This is a genomic window from Aurantiacibacter hainanensis, from assembly GCF_036321025.1.
GTDB classification, from domain to species: domain Bacteria; phylum Pseudomonadota; class Alphaproteobacteria; order Sphingomonadales; family Sphingomonadaceae; genus Alteraurantiacibacter; species Alteraurantiacibacter hainanensis.
This window is the reverse complement of the sequence record NZ_JAZAPB010000001.1, coordinates 348,448-363,255: the sequence shown is the minus strand read 5'-3', so window position 1 is coordinate 363,255 and position 14,808 is coordinate 348,448. Positions and strand designations below refer to the sequence as shown.

General features: G+C 65.6%; 15 protein-coding genes. 7 read left to right on the top strand and 8 right to left on the bottom strand.

Annotated elements, in window-relative coordinates:
* Positions 1-52: 52 nt before the first annotated feature.
* The 7 genes from AAA989_RS01815 to AAA989_RS01785 form a co-directional block, all read right to left on the bottom strand.
* Positions 53-1,303 carry an N-succinylarginine dihydrolase gene (locus AAA989_RS01815; RefSeq protein WP_338240754.1) on the bottom strand — a complete coding sequence of 417 codons (1,251 nt, stop codon included), beginning with the start codon at positions 1,301-1,303 and terminating at the stop codon, positions 53-55.
* Positions 1,300-2,313: an arginine N-succinyltransferase gene (locus AAA989_RS01810; RefSeq protein ID WP_338240753.1), complete on the bottom strand. Its 1,014-nt coding sequence runs from the start codon at positions 2,311-2,313 to the stop codon at positions 1,300-1,302. Before AAA989_RS01810 ends, AAA989_RS01815 begins: the two co-directional genes overlap by 4 nt.
* Positions 2,310-3,521, bottom strand: a complete 1,212-nt coding sequence (locus tag AAA989_RS01805) for a hydrolase (protein ID WP_338240752.1) — start codon at positions 3,519-3,521, stop codon at positions 2,310-2,312. The genes AAA989_RS01810 and AAA989_RS01805 overlap by 4 nt, the downstream gene beginning before the upstream one ends.
* A 53-nt stretch (positions 3,522-3,574) precedes the next feature.
* The gene (gene rsmA, locus AAA989_RS01800) at positions 3,575-4,399 is read right to left on the bottom strand and encodes a 16S rRNA (adenine(1518)-N(6)/adenine(1519)-N(6))-dimethyltransferase RsmA (protein ID WP_338240751.1); all 825 of its coding nucleotides are present in this window, start codon (positions 4,397-4,399) and stop codon (positions 3,575-3,577) included.
* Positions 4,396-5,361, bottom strand: coding sequence for a 4-hydroxythreonine-4-phosphate dehydrogenase PdxA (gene pdxA / locus AAA989_RS01795; protein WP_338240749.1), 966 nt, complete (start codon positions 5,359-5,361; stop codon positions 4,396-4,398). The genes rsmA and pdxA overlap by 4 nt, the downstream gene beginning before the upstream one ends.
* A 5-nt stretch (positions 5,362-5,366) precedes the next feature.
* Complete coding sequence (locus AAA989_RS01790; RefSeq protein ID WP_434781432.1) at positions 5,367-6,701, bottom strand: peptidylprolyl isomerase; 1,335 nt, start codon at positions 6,699-6,701, stop codon at positions 5,367-5,369.
* A gap of 160 nt (positions 6,702-6,861) precedes the next feature.
* The gene (locus AAA989_RS01785; protein WP_338240747.1) at positions 6,862-9,204 is read right to left on the bottom strand and encodes an LPS-assembly protein LptD; all 2,343 of its coding nucleotides are present in this window, start codon (positions 9,202-9,204) and stop codon (positions 6,862-6,864) included.
* A gap of 104 nt (positions 9,205-9,308) precedes the next feature.
* Here AAA989_RS01785 and AAA989_RS01780 point away from each other — a divergent pair, with 104 nt between their 5' ends.
* The 7 genes from AAA989_RS01780 to AAA989_RS01750 all read left to right on the top strand — a co-directional run bounded on the left by AAA989_RS01780 (position 9,309) and on the right by AAA989_RS01750 (position 13,588).
* On the top strand, positions 9,309-10,772 hold the full coding sequence (locus AAA989_RS01780; protein WP_338240745.1) for a leucyl aminopeptidase: 1,464 nt from the start codon (positions 9,309-9,311) through the stop codon (positions 10,770-10,772).
* A 9-nt stretch (positions 10,773-10,781) separates the two neighbouring features.
* Entirely contained in the window at positions 10,782-10,943 is a 162-nt protein-coding gene (locus AAA989_RS01775; RefSeq protein ID WP_338240743.1) for a DUF2256 domain-containing protein, read from the top strand.
* A gap of 24 nt (positions 10,944-10,967) precedes the next feature.
* Entirely contained in the window at positions 10,968-11,405 is a 438-nt protein-coding gene (locus AAA989_RS01770; RefSeq protein WP_338240742.1) for a DNA polymerase III subunit chi, read from the top strand.
* Between the two features lie 50 nt (positions 11,406-11,455).
* Entirely contained in the window at positions 11,456-11,956 is a 501-nt protein-coding gene (locus tag AAA989_RS01765) for a hypothetical protein (protein ID WP_338240740.1), read from the top strand.
* A 125-nt stretch (positions 11,957-12,081) separates the two neighbouring features.
* Positions 12,082-12,504 (top strand): nucleoside-diphosphate kinase, encoded by a 423-nt coding sequence (ndk, locus tag AAA989_RS01760; RefSeq protein WP_338240738.1) that lies wholly within the window; start codon positions 12,082-12,084, stop codon positions 12,502-12,504.
* 185 nt (positions 12,505-12,689) lie between these two features.
* Positions 12,690-13,052, top strand: coding sequence for a nuclear transport factor 2 family protein (locus tag AAA989_RS01755; RefSeq protein ID WP_338240736.1), 363 nt, complete (start codon positions 12,690-12,692; stop codon positions 13,050-13,052).
* Positions 13,053-13,195: 143 nt separating this feature from the next.
* Positions 13,196-13,588 (top strand): nuclear transport factor 2 family protein, encoded by a 393-nt coding sequence (locus AAA989_RS01750; RefSeq protein WP_338240734.1) that lies wholly within the window; start codon positions 13,196-13,198, stop codon positions 13,586-13,588.
* A gap of 15 nt (positions 13,589-13,603) precedes the next feature.
* On the opposite strand, the gene AAA989_RS01745 is transcribed toward AAA989_RS01750, so the two are convergent.
* Positions 13,604-14,806: a sulfotransferase family protein gene (locus AAA989_RS01745; protein ID WP_338240731.1), complete on the bottom strand. Its 1,203-nt coding sequence runs from the start codon at positions 14,804-14,806 to the stop codon at positions 13,604-13,606.
* Positions 14,807-14,808: the final 2 nt, after the last annotated feature.

The window sequence follows — 14,808 nt, the reverse complement described above, 5'->3', positions numbered from 1 at the left end:
CATGGTTAAGGCAGCCGTGAGTGTAAGGCAAACCGACACCCGGACGGCTGATTCAGCCCAGTTCGGTGATCTCCAGGGTTTCCAGCAACTTGCCGCGCGCGGCTCGAACCTTTTCAGCCAGCGCCTCGTTCCCCACCTGCGCGGGGGCGATGCTTTCGGGCCAGTATTCCGCCACTACCGACTCCAGCCTAGCCGCCTTCGCTTCGTCCAGCATGAAGCGCGGGTCCACCGTCGCGGGGTCGGCCACGACCCGCAGGCGCAGGCACGCTGGACCACCGCCGTTGGCCATCGACTGGCGCACGTCCACCACATTGACGTGGCGAATGGGGCCGTTGCCCGCCAGCATGTCCTGCAACCAGTTCCACACGTTGGTGTTGTCTCGGCATTCCTCGGGCACGACCAGCGTCATCTCGCCGGAGGGCGGGGTGAGCAGCTGCGCGTTGAACAGGTAGGACGTGATCGCATCGTCCAGGCTCACCCGGTCGGCAGGCACTTCCACCACCTGGGCACCCGGGCAGCGGGCGGCGATGGCATCGTAGGTGCCCTGCGGATCGGCAAAGGCCAGCTCGTGGGTGAACAGCACGCTCTCGTTCGCCACGGCGACCACGTCGTTGTGAAAGGCTCCCGCTTCGATCGCATCCGGGTTCTGCTCCACGAACAGCGCGCGCTCCGCGTTGAGCCCGTGGCGGCGCGCGACGATGCGGCTGGCCTCTTCGTGCTGGCGTGCGGGAAAGCGGCCGCCCGGCCTGCCGTAGACGAACACTTCCAGCCCCGGCTCGCCGTGGCTTCCCGCAAAGCGCATGTGATTTGCCGCGCCTTCGTCACCGAAGCACGGCGGAACGGGCTCGTGGACGGCAAAGTGCGCGCTATCGGCGAAGGCCAGCCGCAGCTGTGCCAGCGTATCGGGCCATTCGTGGCTGCGATGCGGCATGGTGACGAGGTTGGCGACCGTCAGGTGGCACTTTCCGTCCGCAGTATCGGGCGCGGGAGAGACGGTGGCGGCGTTGGCCGTCCACATCGAACTGGCAGACCATGCCCCCGCCACCAGTGCGGGATCGGTATTCTCGTCCGCCGCCAGCGCATCCAGCCAGCCGGTATCGGGGCGGGGCAGGGGCAACAGGAAACCCTGCGCCAGTCCCATCGCCATATTCGCCTTCATCTTGGCCAGCCCCTGCAACGCGGCCGCGCGCGGATAACTGGTTTCGCCGGCGTTCTTCGTCGCCGCAAGGTTGCCCAGGCTGAGGCCGGCGTAGTTGTGACTGGGGCCGACGATGCCGTCGAAATTGATTTCCTGAAGGTTCATCGCGCAATGCTCCACACCCTGTCGCCCTTGCCGACGCGCAGCAACTCGGCTGCCTGGGCGTCGATGGCAATGCCGTCGCCGCGCACGTCCCGCGCCCCGTAGCAGCAACGGAAATCCTTGAACTGGCCGGCCGCGATCAGGGCCTTCTCGCCTTTCTCCAGCGTTTCTTCCACCACCTCTCCGTGATGGGCTTCGGCAATGCTTTTCACCTTGTCGGTATCGGCCAGCATAGTGGGGCCACCATCGAAGATGTCGACATAGCCTTGGTAGGAGAACCCCTCGTTCTCCAACATGCGCATGGCCGCGCGGCCGCTGGGGTGGGGCAGGCCGATCACCTTCTTCGCTTCCTCGTCCAGCATGGCGATGTAAACCGGGTGCTTGGGCATCAGGTCGGCGATGAACTGGTTGCCGTGGATGGCGTTGAACTCGTCCGCTTCCTGAAAGCTCATGCCGAAGAACCTGCCGCCGATGGCGTCCCAGAAGGGTGAGCCGCCGCGCTCGTCGATGATGCCGCGCAGCTCCGCCAGGATGCGATTGCCGAAGCGGTGGCGGTGCGCGGCGATGAACAGGTAGCGGCTGCGCGCCAGCAACAGGCCCAGACCGCCCGCGCGTTCGCCCGGGTGGAGGAACAGGCCGCCCACCTCGCTGGTGCCGCCAAGGTCGTTGACGAGGCTCAGCAGCTCTGCCGTCACCGTCCGGTCCAGCTCGCGGGAATACTGCGTCAGCGTGTTGATGCGGTAGGAATAGAAGGGGTACTGATGGCCGACGGCAGTGAACAGCTGGCACGTGCCGCGCACGTCCCTGGTCTTGGTATTTTCCAGCACCAGCACGAAGGTCTCGCCAACGATGTCGGACCCTTCGCGCAGGAAGGCCGCTTCGGATCCTTCCAGCTTGCCGGTCAGCGAGTTGCGATCGGGCGGCAGGTTGGTGAAGCCGCCGCCGGTGAGCTTCGCCATTTCATAGAGGTGCTGCAGGTCGTCTGGGGCGGCCGGACGGATCACGAAGCTCACAGCGCGTCTCCGGTAGCGAGGCGATGAAGCACGATGGCCGAGAGCTGGGCCCGTTCGGTGAGCGACGGGGCGATCATGAATTCGTCGGGCGAGTGGATCTTCCCGCCGCGCACGCCCATCGTATCCACCACCGGCACGTGGTTGGCGGCGATGTTGTTGCCGTCGCACACGCCGCCGCTGCTCTGCCAGTCGATCTTCTGACCCAGCGCCGCGCCGGTATCGCGCACGAGGTCGAACAGTTTCTGCGCTCGCTCGTCCACCGGCTTGGGCGGGCGGGAGATGCCGCCGTGGACAGCGATGGCGAGATCGTGCTCGGCTGCAAGGTCATCCACCAGAGCCTGCAATCCGGTGGCGAATTCCTCCGCCGCCTCGGTGGTCTTGGGGCGAATATTGAAACGCAGCACGGCATGGTCGGGCACGACGTTGTTGGCCGCGCCGCCGTCGATCTTCGCCGGGTTGATCGGCAGGTCGCCGTGCTGCATCGCCTTCAGCCGTACCGCGCAGTCGGCAGCGGCGACAATCGCGTTGCGCCCGTCCTGCGGGTTGCGCCCGGCGTGGGCGGATCGACCCGTGAAGGTGAGCGAATAGTTGCCGCTGCCCCCGCGCGCATGGGCCAGCGTGCCGTCGGGCAGGGCGCTCGGCTCGTAGGTGAGCGCGGCGAACTTGCCGCGCGCCAGTCGGTCGATCAATGCCGCGGAGGAGAGCGATCCCGTTTCCTCGTCCGCGTTGATCATCACGTCGTAGCCGATGCCTGCCGCCGCCGAGGAGGTCTCCAGCGCCAGCAGTGCCTCTACGATAACGGCGATGCCGCCCTTCATGTCTGCCGTGCCGGGGCCGTTCAGCACCTCGTCGTCCAGCCATGTCAGGTCCTGGAAGGGGTGGTCTGCGGGGAAGACGGTGTCCATGTGCCCGGTCAGCAGGAAGCGTCGCTGCGCATCGGGCCGAATCGAACAGACTAGATGACGGCCATGGGGCTTCTCGACTTCGCGACCTTCGGCATCCACCACGCGCACCGGAGCCGGATCGTGCAGCGTCACCTCTCCGGGCAGTTCGGCGAAGGCTTGCGAGAGGGCTTCTGCCATCCGGGCGAGACCTTCCAGGTTGCCGGTGCCCGAATTGATCGCCGCCCACTCCTGCGTACGGGCGAGCATGCGCTGCTGGTCGATTGGCGCGACGAGGTCGCGTTCGGTCTGGGTAAGTGGTTGCATCGCGAACCGCATTACGCGCCCAGCCGCGCAATGCAACCGGGCCCGAAGCCGGACTAACCGCTGGCCGACATTGCGCGGGCGACGGCAACGAATTCCGCGACGCTGAGCGTTTCGGCGCGGCGGGTGGTATCGATGTCGCAGGCGGCCAGGGCATCCAGCGCGCCGGGCAGGCCCTTCACGCTCTGCCGCAGCATCTTGCGCCGCTGACCGAAGGCAGCCTCGGTCAGTCGTTCGAGCACTCTCGCCGATATGCCCTCGGGTGCCTCGCGCGGAGTGATGTGGGCCACGGCGCTCATCACCTTGGGCGGCGGGGTGAAGGCGCTGCGGTGCACCTTCATTGCCAGCTTCGCCTCCGCACGCCACTGCGCCAGCACGGCGAGGCGGCCATAGGCACTCGTGTCCGGCCTGGCGACGATGCGCTGGGCCACCTCCTGCTGGAACATCAGGGTCAGGCTGGTCCACTCGGGCGGCCACTTCCCGCCGCCCATCCACCGCGTGAACAGCAGCGTGCCGATATTGTAGGGCAGGTTGGCCAGCACGGCGAACGGCTCGCCCATCAGCTCCGCGTGATTCAGCGCCAGGGCATCGTCCTCCACCACCCGCAACTGGCCGGGAAAGGCCTGCTGCAATTCGGCGAGCGCCGGGATGCAGCGGCTGTCCCGTTCGATGGCGGTCACGCGGGCACCGGCGCGCAGCAGGGCGCGGGTCAGCCCGCCCGGTCCGGGGCCGATTTCCAGCACGGCCTTGTCTTGCAGGTCGCCGGGGATGGCGGCGATGCGGTCGAGCAGTTGCCCGTCCAGCAGGAAATTCTGGCCCAGCGCCTTGCTGGCGGAAAGGCCATGCGCGGCGATGACCTCGCGCAGCGGCGGCAGGCTCACGCCAGCGCCGCCCGGCGTGCGGCAATCTCGCCGGCCATGCGGATCGCGGCGATCATCGCCTGGGGGCGAGCCACGCCCTGTCCCGCGATATCGAAGGCGGTACCGTGATCGGGCGAAGTGCGAACCAGCGGCAGGCCAAGGGTGACGTTCACGCCCTCGTCGAAATCGAGCGCCTTCAACGGGATCAGCGCCTGGTCGTGGTACATGGCAATCGCCACGTCGTAGGTGGCGCGCCGGTGCGGCGCGAACAGGGTGTCGGCCGGATGCGGGCCGGTGGCGTCGATACCCTCCGCCCGCAAGGCGGCAATGGCAGGGGCGATCGTCTCGATTTCCTCGCGGCCCATGCGCCCGTCCTCACCTGCATGGGGGTTCAGCCCGGCGATGGCGAGGCGCGGCCTGGCAATTCCGAAATCGGTATGCATGGCGCGGGCGACTATGCGGACGCGCCGCACGATTAGATCCTGGGTCACTCGCCCGGGAACGTCCGCCAGCGCGCAGTGGACCGTCATGGGAACGGTGCGCAGCGAAGGGCCCGCCAGCATCATGACCGCATCCTCTCGCGCGGAGCCGCAGGCGTCGGCGCAGAACTCGGTCTGGCCCACGAAACTCTCGTCGACCTCGTGGATCGCGGACTTCGCGACGGGGCCTGTTACGACGCCCGATGCTTCTCCGCTGCGCGCCATGTCGAGCGCCTTTGCCAGCGCCGCCCTGGCCATCGCCGCGCCATCGCGCGTGGGCTTTCCGGGCGTGTAACCGGCATCGGGATCGACCGCGACTACGAGGTCGTCAGGGAAGGCGATGCCATGCCTGCGCGCGGCTTCATGCAAGGCAGCCGCGCCGCCGCACAGGACGAACGGCGGCAGGCGCAACTCGTCGCAGCGGGACCACGCTTCGAGGATGATTTCCGGACCGACCCCCGCCGGGTCGCCGATCGAAACGGCAAGCGGCGGGGTCCCGGTCATACGGATCAATTGTATTCGATCACCGCGTCACGACGAAGGTCGCGCAGGTAGCGCTGGGCGCGGCGGTTGACGCGCTCGTCTTCCAGCTGGGCCATGATCTGGTCGGTGCTGGGGCCTTGCGTCTCCTGCGGATCGTCGCGGCCGCACAGCATCAGGACGCGCAGGTTGCCGCCGGGCACCAGCTCACCGAAAGGCGGGCTGGACTGACCGACGCTGAGCTGCAGCAGGGCGGATTGCAGGGCTTCGGGCAACTGGCGAACGGTCAGCTCGTTGTCGACCGTGGTTGCGCCGATGGTGGCGGCGCGCATGTTCGCGTCACCGCAACCGTTCAGCGACTGCACGGATTCGACGAAGGACGTGCCGCGCTCTTCGGCTTCCGCCTGCGTCAAATCGGCGGGAATATCCATGCTGATCTGCTTCAGGCTGAGTACCGCGTCGCGCGGATCAGCCATGCCGATCTGGCGCTGGTCGATCATCAGCAGGATCGAATAGCCACCGGGAATTTCCAGCGGGCCGACCAGCTGGCCGGGCATCATCTGCTGAGCCGCGGCTTCCAGGGTGGGCTGCTGCAGCTGCTCCAGGCGAATCCAGCCAAGGTCGCCACCGACGATGGCGCTGGATGCCTCCGAATACTGACGGGCATAGGCCACGAAGCTGCCGCCGGCGCGCAGCTGTTCGATGATCTGGTTGGCGTTGCTCAGCACCTGCTCGCGGTTGGCCGGGTTCGCAGACAGGAAAATTTCGCCGAGGCGATACTCGGTCGTCCCGCGCGAGGCCTGCAGGCGGTCGTAGAGTTCGTTCACCTCGCCTTCCGAGACGTTGACGAAGGGCTGCACGTTGCGTCGCAGCAGGCGGTCCCAGGCCAGTTCGCCCTGGATCTGCCGCTTGATGGAGCGCGGGGAAGAGCCGATGGAACGCAGGTAGGCGTCCAGCTCCTCCGACGTCATGCCGCGCCCCTCGCGGGCGAAGCGTTCGTAGGCGGCGTCTACCTCTTCCGAAGTCACGGCCATTTCCTGCGCGGCGGCTTCCTGGACCTGCAGCGTCTCGTCGATCAGGTTGCGGAGAACCTGCAGGCGCAGGCGCTGGATTTCCTCTTCGGGGATTTCCTGTTCCTGCGAGGAGAGAATCAGGGCGACACGGTGATCGACGTCAGTGCCGGTGATGATGTTGCCGTTCACCCGCGCCGTTGCGCGGCGCACGTTCGGATCGGCCCGTTCGACTATGAAGGAAATGTCGTCGGGCAGGTTGAAGGCGTCGGAGCCCTGCACCTGCAAGCCCTGGGCCTGCGCGCTGCCGGCCATCACCATGGCACCGATGGCAGCGGCGGAATATTTCAGCATCTTGGTCGCAAACACGATCACGTTGTTACCTTGTCTTTTCTATAGCGCAGGGAAAAGCGCCCTTAAGAGGGCCGGGCAATTGCAAATCATGGCTTAACCCCACCTGAGCCGGCCCCTCCTAGCCAAATGCGCGCGCGCTGCCAATCCGGCAGGGGAAAGACTAGTTGAAGCCCAGGTTGCGCAGGTTGAAATAGATGCGGAAGCTGCTGCCGGACTGGGCGTCCGCAAGCTGGATGTAATCGCGCCGCCAAGTGAAGCCGAACTCCAGGCAATCGTCGGCATAGGCAATGCCAAGGCGCGTGCGCAGCGGTTCGAAGCCGTCGGCCTCGAAAGTCGGGTCTTCCGCGCGATCCGTCAGGTTGACCACCGCCGAACCGAAGACCGACCAGTGCCGGGCAAAGGCGACGCGGCCCGCCAGGCGGATTTCCTCGCGATCCTGCAGGTCTTCCAGCGTGAAATCGACGTCGCGGTTCAACTGCAGGTAGCCGACTTCGACATAGGTGCGGTCGCTGCCCACGGTCGCATCCACCTCGTTGCGGCGCACTGCGAGGTTATCCTTGTCGAGGCGGAAGCGGTGGGTGAACTTCAGGAAATCGCGATACCGCACCTGGGTGCGCCCGACGAAATCCGAAAACTGTTCGTTCAGCCCGGTACCGTTGGGGAACAGTTCGAAGGCGTCGTTCAGACGGTAGGATTGGCCGACGGTCGTCTCCAGCCGCCATCCGGGGAACGTCGCCTGCCAGTCCAGCCCGTAGGTCACGCGAACGCCGTCCTCCACCCGGTCGTATCCCGGGAAGCGGTTCAACGCGAAGAGGTTGGAGTCCTCGAGGTCGATGGCCCGCGCGTCCTCGTTGGGGATGTCCAGGTTGCGGACGTCGGGCGTGGCAACGATCTGCACCCGAGGAGTGAGGATCTGCGAGCCGCCCATGAATTCGCCGATCAAGGGCCACTTCACGTCGATCGCGGCCGTGGCCACGCCCCGGGTCTGCCAGCCTTCCTCGCCGCGATAGATGGCCGTGTTGGTCAGCAGGTTTTCATCCGAATGGTACACGTCGCCGCGCACGAGGCCGGTCAGGGTCACTTCCTGTCCGAGCGGCGTGATGCGGCGCAGGTCCCAGCGCGCGCGGGCGAAGGCGCGCTGCGTATCCTGGCCCTCGGCACGGGTGATCGCCAGCGTGTTGGCCTGCAGTTCGAGCGTGCCGCCCAGCACGGGGTCTTCCATCCGGTAGCGCGCGTCGATCAGCGGCAGGGCGAGCGGAACCTCCCCCTGGTCGGTACTTACCAGCAGCGCCTGGGTCGCCCAGCCGGCGATGGATACATAGGAGTTCTCGTCCTGCCGCGTCAGTTCCACCACCGAACGGATGCGATCTTCCCGGCTGATGTCGTAGCGGCGCAGGAACGTGCGGTCGCTGGCGAGGCGGATGGAGCCCTGCGCGCGCCAGTGCTCGCTGAGCTGGAACTGCCCGTTGGTGAACAGGTAGCCGCGAAAGTCGTTTTCCTCGGTCGCCTGCAGGGAATTCAGAGGTATGCGGCTGCTGTAGGTCGCATAGCCCGTCACCTGGAACGCGCCGTTGCCGGTCAGGTGGCGGTACTGCGCCGAAACCATCGGCGCGGCCTCGGTATAGAGATAGCCGGAAAGGGTCAGGTCGCGGTTGTCGGCAATGCGCCAGTAGTAGCTGTCGGTAATCTCGATGCCGTTGGAGGCGGTGAGGCCGATATCGGGAATGAAGAAGCCCGAACTGGGTCCGCCGTCGGCGCGCACGGTGAGGCCGGGCAGCGGCAGTACCCGCGCGCCGAACAGTTCCAGGTAGGCATTGCGAAAGCGGATGCGGGCCGTGTCCTGATCGTAATAGACGCGCTCTGCCGTCACGCGCCAGCTGGGGCTCTTGTCGCAGCCTTGCGCGTCGATGACCGCGCACGAGGAATAGACCGCGCGGGTCAGCTCGATGTCGCCGCCCTCTGCCCTCGTGGCCTGTTCCGCCGCCAGCCTGCCGCCCTGGCGGAAGGCGAGCAGCAGGTTGTCCATCGCGCCCGCTTCCAGTTCGTCGGTCAGCACCAGTCTGTCGGTGAACAGCTGGTTGCCGTTCTCATCCACCAGCCGGATGTTGCCGGTGGCGACGATTTCCCCCGTCATGCGTTTCCATGTAACCGCCTCCGCGCGCACGGACTGATCGCCCGATCGCAGCAGGACATTGCCTGCGGCCGTGATGGTGTCGGTGTTCTGGTCGTAACGCAGTTCGTTCGCCTCGAAGGCGATCTCGCGCGGCGTTCCATCGGCGTCCTGCGTCGACAGGATGGAATCGTCGATGAGGGGGAAACCCTGTTCCTCGTCGTCGCCGGGTTCGGGGGTCTGGACGGGCTCTATCGCCGTCTCCACTCCCGGTGCAGCGCCTTGCTGCGCATAGGCCGGATGGGCCGCAAGCAGTACCAGCGCGGAGGCGATGCCTGCAGCGGACAGCCTTAGCGAATGGGCTGGCAATGCGGGAAGCAGGCCGGGGAGCATGGCTTGCCTATTGCACCACGCGCTCCTAATCGCAACGCAAGCTTTGCCGCACGGCGACGAACCGAGCGGTCGACACGGACAAACCTGCAGGAGCAGCCCCCCCAATGGACATCGAATTCCGCAATCAGCCCGGCTCGGACTCACCGCGCATCGTCGCTCGCATCATCAATCAGGACAGCTTGCCCGACGACCTGCCCCGAACGATCCGCGAAGGGGCGGACGCGACGCGCTTCACGGGAAAGCCGGGTCAGGTGTTCGATGGCTTTGCGGAACATGACGGCAAACTGGTGCGCCTTGCGCTGGCCGGTGCCGGAAAGAAGGACAAGGAAGGCAGGCACGCCGCGCTGGAAAAGGCGGGTGCGGCTCTGACCGCGAAATTCCTGACCAGCGGCGAGAAGTCCCTGGCGATCGATGCGGCCGCCAGCGGCCTCGACGCGGAAGAGACGGCCGCGGTGCTGATGGGCGCGCGGCTGCGTGCCTGGCGCTGGGACCAATACCGCACGAAGCTGCGCGACGAACAGAAGCGTACGCTGACCAGCATCGTGGTCCTCGGTGCGCCGGAAGGGGCCCCGGCGGAATGGGAAGACGCCCAGGCCGTTGCCAAGGGCGTTGAATTCACCCGCGAACTCGTCGCCGAACCGGCCAACATCATCTACCCGGAAAGCTTCGTGGAGCGTTGCCGCAAGCGCTTCGAAGGCACCGGCGCGGAGCTGGTGGTGCTGGACGACGCCGAAATGGAAACGCTGGGAATGGGCGCGCTGCTGGGCGTGGGTCTCGGCTCGGAGCGTCCGTCCCGCCTGCTGGCGATCAAGTGGATGGGCGGCAAGAGCGGCGATGCGCCTGTCGCCTTCGTCGGCAAGGGCGTGACGTTCGATACCGGCGGCATCTCGCTGAAACCAGGCCCCGGCATGGAAGACATGAAATGGGACATGGGCGGTGCGGGCGCCGTGGCGGGCGCGATGCTGGCGTTGGCCCTGCGCAATGCGAAGGCCAACGTGATCGGCGTATGCGGCCTTGTGGAGAACATGCCCGATGGCAAGGCGATGCGTCCCGGCGACGTGGTCACCTCGATGTCGGGCCAGACGATCGAGGTGCTCAACACCGATGCCGAGGGCCGGCTGGTGCTGTGCGATGCGCTGACCTGGGTGCAGAAGGAATTCAAGCCCGCCCGGATCGTCGATCTCGCCACGCTCACGGGCGCGATGCTGATCGCGCTGGGCAACGAACACGCCGGCGTCTTTTCCAATAACGACGAACTGGCAGACGACCTTCTCCACGCCGGCAAGCAGAGCGGCGACAAGCTGTGGCGCTTCCCGCTGGCACCCGAGTACGACAAGCTGCTCGACAGCCCGATTGCCGACATGAAGAACATCGGCGGGCGCTATGCCGGGTCGATCACCGCCGCACAGTTCCTGGGCCGCTTCATCGAGAACGAGACGCCCTGGGCGCATCTGGACGTTGCCGGGATGGTCTGGGCGGACAAGCCCGGTGCCACGTGGGACAAGGGCGCGACCGGCTACGGCGTGCGCCTGCTTGATCGCTTCATTCGCAACACCGTGAAGGGATAGGTGTCGGGCATGGCCCGGATGCGGCGCAAGTCGGACTTGCCGTCCAAGACATGCGCCGCCTGCGGCCTGCCTTTCACCTGGCGCAAAAAGTGGGAACGTGACTGGGACAACGTCCGCTACTGTTCCGAGCGCTGCCGCAGGTCGAAGGGGAAGAGCGATGGCCTTACCTAGTCCGGCAATGGGCGAGGCACGACCATGAGAGTGGATTTCTACCTCCTTTCATCCGATACGGTGCCCTCCACCGTGGCCCTTTTGGCCGGCAAGGTGCGGCAGGCGGGGCAGCGACTGCTGGTGGTGGCGGATGACCTGGCGCTGCTCGAGGAGACGAGCCGGACCCTGTGGGAAACCGCTCCCGAGGCGTTTCTCGCCAACGGGATCGCCGGGGACGAGCACGACGCGGTGCAGCCGATCCTCCTTTCCAACGATGTCGAACCGGCAAACGGCGCAAGCTTCATGCTGATCGCCGACGGCTTGTGGCGCGAGCCGCGCGAGGGCATCGAACGCCTTCTTTACCTGTTCGACCAGCAGACCATCGACGGTGCTCGCAAGACGTGGAAAGCGCTGGAGGACCGCGAGGGGTTCGAGCGCAGGTTCTGGAAGCAGCAGGACGGGCGCTGGGTCGAGGGGCCTTGACGCCCGGCCCATCTGCACGGACAGTCGGGCCATCCAGCAAGGGGCCCTTCATGCGCAATATCACCGCAGCATCCGTTGCAGCCATCCTGCTTGCCGCTTGCGGCGGGCCCGACGAGGGCTCCTATGAAACCGAAGACGGCACCACGGTCGATTACGACATAGACAACAGCGGCGGTGATTCCGAGATACGCTTCTCCGGCGAGAACGGGGAAGGCCTGGTCATCAATTCGGGCTCCGACGTCGAGGTCGACCTGCCCGATGGCTTCTCGATCTATCCCGATGCCCAGGTGGTCTCCACCACCACGATGAACCAGCCCGACGGGCAGGGCTCGCTCGTCATCATGCAGAGCGATTCCTCGCCCGAGCAGATGGTGACCTTCTACCGCCGACAGGCCGAGGCCGCGGGGATCGAGATCGGCATGGAGATGAATTCCAACGGCAACCTGATGATCGCCGGCGAGAGCGACGAGGGCGGCACCTTCAGCTTCAACGCGTCATCCTCGGGCGAGGGGACGACGGGCCAGCTCGTCGTGGGTCAGGACATCAACTGATCACCCCCTGAAGGGCGGCACGCCGGTTGCATGCGGCGCAAGCCGTCTTGCCCTGCGCCTGCGGGGGCGCTAGGGCGCGCGCGAAATCTCCACAACGCAACAAGCTTCTCGCAAAGGAAATTCCCATGGCGGTTACCCGCACCTTTTCCATCATCAAGCCCGACGCCACGCGTCGCAACCTGACCGGCGCCGTGACCAAGATGCTGGAAGACGCCGGCCTGCGCGTCGTCGCTTCCAAGCGCATCCAGATGACGCAGGAACAGGCGGAAGGCTTCTACGCCGTGCACAAGGAACGCCCCTTCTTCGGCGACCTGGTATCCTTCATGACCAGCGGCCCCGTCGTCGTGCAGGTTCTGGAAGGCGAGGATGCCGTGGCGCGCAATCGCAAGGTGATGGGCGCAACCAATCCGGCAGACGCAGACGAAGGCACGATCCGCAAGACCTACGCCGAGAGCATCGAGGCGAATTCCGTCCACGGGTCCGACAGCGAAGAGAACGCCAAGATCGAGATCGATTTCTTCTTCGATGAAGACGAAATCGTCGGCTGATCAAGCTTCGGCGTCTTAACAAACGTTTTTGAATCCCCCTCGACCGATGATATATTCAGCATCGGTCGTAGGGGGATTTTCTGTTTTCGCGGAATTTTTTCCGGCGACTCGCGTGTTTTTTCGCGCGCGACGTCGGGAGAAATCTGTTGTTGAAGGGGTGGAAAAGGAAATCGCCTGCGCAAACGGTGAGGCGCTTCATCGATGCGATGAATGCGCGCGATTTCGACACCGTCGAAAGCCTCCTAGACGACAATTTCAAGATAATCGACAACGCCGACAAGGTTCTTACCGGCCGCGCGGAATGTCTCTCCCTGTTGAAAAGGGTGGCGGAAATCGCGCCCGAATACCAACTCAGGGCCAAGAGCATCGTCGAACGCGGCGACGACATCCTCATTTCCGGTGCGTCGCGCAACACCACCCCGGAAATCGGCAGCGCCTCACAGTGGAGAGCGAGGGCCACGCGAACCCACATGCTGGAATGGCAATCCTATAGCGCTGCGCTGACGCCATCGATGATCAGGATGATCCAGCGCGCCGACAGTGTCTGAGTTGTGATTAGGTGCGACTCGCAGCACCATGATAACGGCCCTGTTCGCACCGATACTTCAGCAGAAAATGAATTCGCTGCCGTAATCGGAAGCATTGGGGCGTGATTATTTTCGCATCACACAAATCCAGGTCGATCGCCGTCGTGAAACGCTATATCGCAGCGCTGAACGCGCGCGACGCCGAAGCCATTGATGCCTTGCTGGCCTACAATTGCCGACTGGTGGACAGTTCGGGAGGATCGATTGAGGGGCGCGAAAGCGCCATGGCGGCGACGCGCGCCTTCTTCGATTTCGAGACCGATTTTCACCTGACCGAGCACGATATCGTGCTGCGCGGCGACGAAGTGCTGGTTCGCGGTGCCGTGAGGGCAAACAATCCGCAACTGGCGACCGATTCCCTCTGGCGGGCCAGGGTGGCCGACGGCAAGATTGCCCACTGGCAAAGTTATGGGGCGGAAGCCCTGCCACTGGCCCGCATCCTTTCGAAGGAAACGCAGGAGCTGCAAGTCAACATCCAGGCGAATGCGTCCGGGTGAGGCCCGACGCGCCGCCTAGGCCGTTGTTTCGCTGAAATTTCGCAGCTGCTGGCCATGTGCCTTGTGCGGTGACCGGTGGGCGCGGCCCTGTTCCGCGCGCATCGTCGCCAGCGCTTCGTCGGACAGCGGCAGGTCAAGCTCAGCATAGATTCGCGCTGTTTCGGCTTCCCAATCGGCGTTCAGCTGCTCGAACTCCACCACCGCCAGCGGTCCAGCGAAGTCGGCGAGGGCCGCTTCCATGCGATCCTGGCGCAGCGCGATCTTGCGCGTGACTTCGCCCTCGATCCAGCCGAAGTCCACGTCATCCGACTGCATCGCCATCTGGTTGGCCACCAGCGAGGCCGCGCTTGCTGCGGTTTCATTCCGGCAGCGGCTGGTCATCACCACGCGCGCATCGGGGAATTCGGCCAGCAGGGCGGGCAGGTCCTCGGCAAATTGCGGAACTTTCAGCACGCGCGGGCGATCGGCGTTCTCGTGCCAGCTGGCATCGGTCCGCAGCATCCTGGCAAATTCGCGATAGACTGGCGCGGGATCGCGCGCCTCGCTGAATGCGGTGAAAGTCGGGATGCGCCACTGCGCCTCGTAGGCGCAGTGATCCAGCGCGGTGGCAAGCCATCCCAGTTCCTCGTCGGGGCGGGTGACACCGAAGGGGTGGATGGCGTCGAGCCACGGATTGAGCGCCCGCGCAAAGACGAGCGACAGTGTAGACCAGGCTGGCCGCGTGTCGGGAGATCGCGGTACGGGATGCCAGCTATCGCAGAAGCGCGTGGCGGCAAGCGCCGGGTCCGATGCTAGCAGCCGATGGACGCGAGTGGTTCCCGACCGCATGTGGCCGACCACGATGATCGGCGGGGCGAGCGGGGTTTCCAGGATCTCCGGTTCCAGCTGCCAAAGCGCGCCCAGTTCCAGCCGCTGGCGCACCACGCGCACCAGTTGCCCGTGCGCCATCGTCAGGCCCAGCGGATTGAGCCTCGCCTCCTCAGCAAGCGAATCGGCGAGGATTTCCAGGCGCAGCCGGAAATCGGCCATGTCCGCATCGCTGCGGGGGCCGCGTTCGCCTATCGCGGGGGCATCGCGCAGGGCCTTGGCCCACAGTGCATCGGGATCGAGCGAGGGCCGGTCGCACAGCCCCTTGTTCCAGACGGCCTCCAGCCATCCGTTCACACGATCGACGCGGGAGGAGCGGGCGCAGGGATGCGGGCGGGGCGGCAGCGTCATGC